General features: G+C 37.9%; 6 protein-coding genes. 5 read left to right on the top strand and 1 reads right to left on the bottom strand.

The window, feature by feature from the left end; all coding sequences use genetic code 11:
- Positions 1–125 precede the first annotated feature (125 nt).
- Positions 126–1,889 (bottom strand): SulP family inorganic anion transporter, encoded by a 1,764-nt coding sequence (locus AACW45_RS17295; protein ID WP_242046843.1) that lies wholly within the window; start codon positions 1,887–1,889, stop codon positions 126–128.
- Between the two features lie 908 nt (positions 1,890–2,797).
- On the opposite strand from AACW45_RS17295, the gene AACW45_RS17290 reads away from it, so the two are divergent.
- The 5 genes from AACW45_RS17290 to AACW45_RS17270 all read left to right on the top strand — a co-directional run bounded on the left by AACW45_RS17290 (position 2,798) and on the right by AACW45_RS17270 (position 6,379).
- Entirely contained in the window at positions 2,798–3,613 is an 816-nt protein-coding gene (locus AACW45_RS17290; RefSeq protein WP_190633745.1) for a CemA family protein, read from the top strand.
- A gap of 126 nt (positions 3,614–3,739) precedes the next feature.
- The gene (locus AACW45_RS17285; RefSeq protein WP_190633744.1) at positions 3,740–4,204 is read left to right on the top strand and encodes a DUF2808 domain-containing protein; all 465 of its coding nucleotides are present in this window, start codon (positions 3,740–3,742) and stop codon (positions 4,202–4,204) included.
- A gap of 359 nt (positions 4,205–4,563) precedes the next feature.
- A complete protein-coding gene (locus tag AACW45_RS17280) occupies positions 4,564–5,052 on the top strand; it encodes a DUF2808 domain-containing protein (RefSeq protein WP_190633743.1) in 489 nt (162 codons plus the stop codon).
- A 251-nt stretch (positions 5,053–5,303) separates the two neighbouring features.
- Positions 5,304–5,789, top strand: coding sequence for a DUF2808 domain-containing protein (locus tag AACW45_RS17275; RefSeq protein WP_190633742.1), 486 nt, complete (start codon positions 5,304–5,306; stop codon positions 5,787–5,789).
- A 110-nt stretch (positions 5,790–5,899) separates the two neighbouring features.
- Positions 5,900–6,379 (top strand): DUF2808 domain-containing protein, encoded by a 480-nt coding sequence (locus AACW45_RS17270; RefSeq protein WP_190633741.1) that lies wholly within the window; start codon positions 5,900–5,902, stop codon positions 6,377–6,379.
- The last annotated feature ends 41 nt before the right edge of the window (positions 6,380–6,420 follow it).

Raw genomic sequence — 6,420 nt, 5'->3', positions numbered from 1 at the left:
AGGCTAATGTTGCACTAGTGAACCACAACCTCGTTTTGGAGTACCATTTGGGAAAATATCATACTTTCATGCTTGGTTGTGGGATTTTCCCGTGATTGACTGACTTGAAAATACTACTTCGATGTTTATCGATATAGATACCATACCCCATGCCCATTTTTATCCGTTAATATCGTGCGCGATCGCCCAATAACAAACGGTTGGCGATAGCGCTCTACCAAACCATCCCATTGCACGACGAGGGTGCTTCCCGTCTGCTTCTGTTGCTTCTCCCACACTGAGAACAAGTCGAGGCAAGAGTGGTCAATGTACGCTAGCTTTTCTATGTGCAGATGTAGTGCAGTTCTTGGTGGAACCTGTTCTAGGGCTTTTGCAAGCATTGGCAACCGAATAAATGTTGCTGCTCCTTCTAAGTACATATCAATCCGTTGATTCTTTTCATCTTTTTCAAAGTGAATTTTCAGATGAGATACTTTATAGATCAGCTTGACCGCTGACAGTACAATGCCGATTAGCACGCCAGTAAGCAAATCGGTAACGACAATACCGATTAAGGTGGCAAAGTAAATCGCCAGAGGAAAGCGCCCGTACTGCTTTAGCTTGCGGATTTTCTCTACTTCCACCAGCTTGTAGCCCGTATAAACTAGAATCGCTGCCAGACTGGAAGTAGGAATTAGCTTTAGAACATCAGGTGCAGCAATCACCAGAGCCAGCAGCCACACGCCGTGAAGCATCTTGGCAAGTCTTGTTTTACCCCCTGCTTCCACGTTAACGGAACTGCGGACAATCACCCCTGTCATTGGTAACGCCCCCAGCACTCCACAAATCATGTTGCCAAAACCTTGCGCGGCCAGTTCGCGATCAAAATCCGTTTTTTGTCCCTGGTGTAGTCGGTCTACTGCGGCGGCTGAGAGTAGGCTTTCTGCACTGGCGATCAAGGCGATCGCTATTGCTTCCATAAGCAGTGGTGCCTGAAACAGGCGCGTCAAGGAAGCAGGCGTTGGCAATTGAATTGCAAAAGCAAGATTAGCTGGCACATCGACGTATTTAACTGGCAGCTTCATGATGGCGGCGATCGCAGTTGCCACCACCACAGCAATCAGAACACCAGGTAGCAAATTCAATCTTCGTGGCTTAAACTTATCCCAAACTACGAGTGTGAAGATGCTAACCAGACCTATAAGCGCAGCAATTTGATGACTGGTTCCAGCAATTTGATGATTGCTAGTGTCGCTGAAAAAGATACCCTTGTAGATGGCGTTGGGAATAGAAATTAGATTCTCAATTCCGCTCGCGCGTGGCAAGTCATCGACCATTACGTGGAATTGGGAAGCGAAGATCAGTACGCCTATACCTGCAAGCATTGCATAGATCACTGCCGGAGATATGGCGCGGAACACCTGACCTAGCTTGAACACTCCCGCCAGCAATTGGATTAGTCCTGCCAGCAGGAGAATAGGCCCGAGCATTTCAATGCCGTAATCGCGGATCAGTTCTGCGACAATGACAGCCAGTCCAGCAGCTGGGCCGCTGACTTGTAGTGGGGAACCTGCGATCGCGCCGACAATAATTCCGCCTACCATTCCTGTCACTAAGCCACGAGATGGAGACACTCCCGAAGCGATCGCAATCCCCATGCACAGAGGCAGTGCGACAAGAAATACAACTATGGATGCCAATAGGTCGTCGGTGATGAATCGTTTGTCAAAGATGTCTCTGATTGCCATTTTTTTAGTTATAGGTACGTGGACATAAAAAAACAGCCAACCAATTGAGATGCCTATAAAGGGCTGTGCCGCCCACACAGACGAGTTACAATCGTTTGAAAAATTGCCAGCCTTTTTGGATGTTTGTCTAACTTCATCATTTACGCGTGGGTAGGAATCCAACCTGAAGGGTTGAATACCAAAGCTAGCAATTTTTTTAAACGTTTACGCCTTGATAATCTTTGCGGCACAGAGATAACTTATTAAAATTGACTGTTTTTTCCGGATAATCTACTTATCTGGCAAACTTGGTAATACATTTCTTAAATTCAGCATAGAGTCCTGCTCCTCGCCATAACAGACCCCAAACATCTGAGTAATCGAGGTGGTTAAAAGCAGATAAAGTACTCTATTGCCAGAATTTTAACATTTAGTTTATATCAACTTTTTAACTTTAAGTCAAGCAAAATTATTAGTTGTCTTTCCGAAGATAAAATGATAATTATTATTGAATTTTGAAAAAATAATAATGCATATTTATCAATTAAAAAATTTGACTAATTATTAAAACTCCCAAATATTTTTAACTGTATCCAGCTTTCTCTTGAAAATTAAACCCTATACCTTAACCTGACTTGCTCTCCAGTTATAAGATTTAAATTTAGGAATTTATCCCAGCATTAACTTCTGTCTACAGGAGTAAGTTTTTTATCTCAAATTCTCTAGAAATTTCATGTCAATTTCATAATTGTGTAGTAGGACTTAAGCCAAGCAATCTACTTAATAGAATAAAATTTGAATCTATTGCATATCAATGTAATTAAATTGTCTATACTAGATTTTAGTTTCATGCTCCTTATTTTTAAAGCTTAATCAGACTTTTGTCATGCAGTAACTAGTCATGACCAAAAGTCTGATTTTTTATGATTGAATATTTAGTATTTGATGATTTATTTCATCTTAATTTCATCCTGATTATATATAGTAACTTTTAGGAGCTTATCCCTTGGCTTTGTTCCACACTATTCTCAGGCTTTTTAGTTCGGCCACAACGGTAATACTACTAGCCTGACTTTATCGAACAAATGAGAATGAAACCTAATCCAAAATCTCAAAAACTTAGCTTTGTTCCTCGGTCGATACTACAAACTCTAGAAAAGCTAAAACAAGCACTAGAGCCAAATGCAGAGCATAAGGTTGTTGAAGAGTTTCGCGTTTCTCGTCAGAGAACAATTAGTTCGCTCCGTTACTTGTTAATTCTATTCCTTGTTCCATTATTAGTGAATAATCTGTTTAAAACATTTGTAATTCAACCTTTGATTTATAAATACTGGAGCCAAGAACCATCGGTAATTTTCTTAAACTCTTCTCAGGAAGAAAGAGCCTTAACTGAATTTAAAAGATTTGAACGAAAAATTCAATTTGAAGTACTGCTGGGAAAAACTCCAGAACTTTCTTCAAAGATTGTAGAACAGAAGATTAAAGATCAGGCTATTGCATTATCCCAAAAATACAAAACTGAAAGTATTAATGCAGTTGCTAATGTATTTGCAGATATACTTTCATTATTGTCATTTATTATATTATGTGTCTTTGGTAAACAGCAGCTTACCACTATTCAATTTTTTAGTGCCGACTTAATTTATGGTTTAAGCGACTCCGCGAAAGCTTTTTTCATTATTCTCGCTACTGATATCTTTGTCGGCTATCACTCTCCCTATGGTTGGGAAATAATTTTAGAAAACACCTCAAAGCATTTTGGTCTTCCAGAAAATAAAAGTCTGATTTCACTATTCATTGCTACTGTCCCAGTTGTCATGGATACAATTTTCAAATATTGGATTTTTCGCTACGTCAACCGCAGTTCTCCTTCAGCCGTAGCTACTTACCATAACATGAATGAATAATTTTCCAAAACCAGCCAAAATTTCATCTTGATTTCATCGTGACCTGTCAAACTCATAATGTAAAGGTTCGTTCAATAAGCAAAAATATGTAGCTTATTTTACATAAAATTTACTTAAAAATTCCAGATGAAGAAAACATTGATTTACACAGGTACAGTGTTTGCTCTTGCCACTACAGCTTTCATTTCTTTTAGTCATGCAAGTGCTAAAGAGACTAACATTGAGAATAACTTGCAATATCCAACTAATAGTTGGCGGCTTGTCAAACATACTTTTCGATTAAACATCCCCCAAAACAACAACGCTCTTTCTCAACTTATTATTGAAACTCCATCTACTGTAGCAGTGAGTAATGACATTGATGTCTTTGACCCGAATGGTCAAAAAATTAATACTAATATTTCCGTCAATGGCAAACAGATTATTATAGATTTCCCTGAAAAGGTTATTTCTAACACTAAACTCTTAGTTAATTTTAATCAAGTTCAACAACCAGTGACAGGCCCAGCTTCTGTATACCACTTTTCAGCTAAGGTTGTTGGTAGTGAGATAGAGATTCCCGTTGGTGTAGCTCAATTCCCTACATTTTAATCCTTAAATTTTGACATTCATCAAAAATTTCATCTTGATTTCATTCAGACCTGCCAAACTTATCAATAAAGGTAGTATACCTTTTGGACTTCAAACGGTAAACAAGTTAACGGTAATATTTCTAATTTCCTTTAATTAACGTGTAACCGTAGACTGACTTTTCATGAAAATTTTTGAAAATGTTGGTATTACAAGGTGTAAGAGTATAAAAACTTAAAACCTAATCTTTTTTTCACCTTGTGAAAAGTAAAAAACGTAGAAGGAAGGTAGTTAATTTTAGTTTTACCAGATTGTTACGTATTGATTTATCACAGGTTCATTTTGATTTACTGACGTTAATAATTAAGTGAGGAGTAAACATGAAGAAAATGCTAGTTTACGTTACTATATCTACTCTAGCTGCTGCACTTTTAATTCCTGCCAACTATGCAAGTGCCAATGAAGAAGATGGTAATGTTCCTCATGTTGATGGTAACTATCAATTTCCTAAGACTCGCTGGTCGCGTGTTAGACATACTTTGCGAGTACACGTTCCCAAAAATAGCAAGAGTGTTTCGCAGTTAAAAATTGAAGTTCCAAATACTATCAGGTGGAGTGATAATACTAATGATGTTGTTATAAACGAAGATAATGGCAGAAAAATTAACACTAATGTTTCTGTAAATGGCAAAACTATACTACTAGCTTTTGCTGAACCAATTGTTCCTAATACTAAGCTAAAGATTGATATCAAGAATGTCAAACAACCATTTCTTGGTAATGGCCCTGTCTACCGTTTATCTGCTAATCTTGTTGGCATTAATGCAGAAATACCTATAGGTGTAGCTAGATTTCGTGTAAATTTTTAAACTTAGCGCTATTCAATAAAAAAAGCCTCTGATATTTAACTTACACATAAGTTAAACGTCAGAAGCTTTTTTGATTTTTTAAATCCAATTGTCAAATATTATTAATCATCAATAATTTTCAATCATTGCATTTAATAACCATATTTTAAATTTTACTTAATATAACAAGATTTCATCTCTATTTCATCAATACCTTTCACAATTATAGATATAGAGGTAATTAATCGATTAACAAAACAAGGAGAATATTGATGAAAAAGCTGATTTACACCATTGCCTTTACCTTAGTTATTGCATCTTCAGTTCCTACTGCTTGGGCGAAAAATCCAAATGATGCTAAATTTTCCCATTTAGGAAATAGTACTGCTGTTCCTAATAATGCCCGTACCTTAGATGCTACTCATAAGTTTGATGTTCATGTCCAAGGTAAAGCACTTTCAGAATTGGCGATTGATTTACCAGAGGGGGTAAGTATTGATAAAGGAATTGAAGTCGAAAATAAATTAGGTCAAAAAATTCCGACAACGGTTTCCATTAACAACAGAAAAGCTACAGTAGCTTTTTCGGAACCAGTAGCCCCTGGTACAAGCATATCAATTCGTATGAAAGGAGTTAATACTCAAACATATGAACCAGGCTATGGTGCAACTTGGCAGTACCAAGTCTATGCCAAGAAAGTTGGATTCACGCAAGAAATCCCACTTGGTCTAGCCCGGATTCAGACTTACGGTGGCTAGGCTGAGTAACTGCTGTTAATTTTAGCTGTGGCTGTTAACTAAATTAATCGATAGCTGTAGGGTGGGATGGTGGATCTTGCTTACCCTACATCATCTTGCCGGAGTTAGTTATGAAAAAGTCAATTTATGCGGGTGCAGCATTTTTTCTAATAGTAACTTCTTCATTTTCATCTGCTTGGGGAAGCGAAAACAAGGGCAATTTCAAAGTCTCTTATATTGGTAATGGCGTAGCATTTCCTAGCACTGTTGGGTTTCCGGGTGCAACGCATGAGTTTCAGGTTCATGTTCAGGGACAATCTCTATCAGAACTGGCTATTGATTCACCCGATGGTGTAAGCATTAACAAGGGAATTGAGATTCAAAATCAATCTGGCAAGAAAATTGATGCTCAAGTTTCTGTAAATAACCAAACAGTTACAGTGATTTTCTCCCAACCTGTGGAACCGCAGACAACGCTCTTAGTTAAGCTGCAAGGTGTTAATACATCATTTCGTAACCACGTCTGGCTGTACCGAGTGTACGGCAAAATGCCTAATCTAACTGCACAAATTCCTCTTGGTACAGCTCGAATTCAAACTTACGGTCGTTAATTACTGAAATTTGGCTTACCAAGGTTATTTCATTCAATTAG

It is taken from the genome of Calothrix sp. FACHB-168 (assembly GCF_963889195.1).
Taxonomy (GTDB): Bacteria; Cyanobacteriota; Cyanobacteriia; order Cyanobacteriales; family Nostocaceae; genus Aulosira; species Aulosira anomala_A.
This window is presented reverse-complemented; position numbering and strand designations above follow the sequence as displayed.

Bases quoted from the DNA above. Each gene is read 5' to 3' on its own strand.
- AACW45_RS17290 (WP_190633745.1), top strand. From the start codon at position 2,798: ATGAAACCTAATCCAAAATCTCAAAAACTTAGCTTTGTTCCTCGGTCG.
- AACW45_RS17285 (WP_190633744.1), top strand. From the start codon at position 3,740: ATGAAGAAAACATTGATTTACACAGGTACAGTGTTTGCTCTTGCCACT.
- AACW45_RS17280 (WP_190633743.1), top strand. From the start codon at position 4,564: ATGAAGAAAATGCTAGTTTACGTTACTATATCTACTCTAGCTGCTGCA.
- AACW45_RS17275 (WP_190633742.1), top strand. From the start codon at position 5,304: ATGAAAAAGCTGATTTACACCATTGCCTTTACCTTAGTTATTGCATCT.
- AACW45_RS17270 (WP_190633741.1), top strand. From the start codon at position 5,900: ATGAAAAAGTCAATTTATGCGGGTGCAGCATTTTTTCTAATAGTAACT.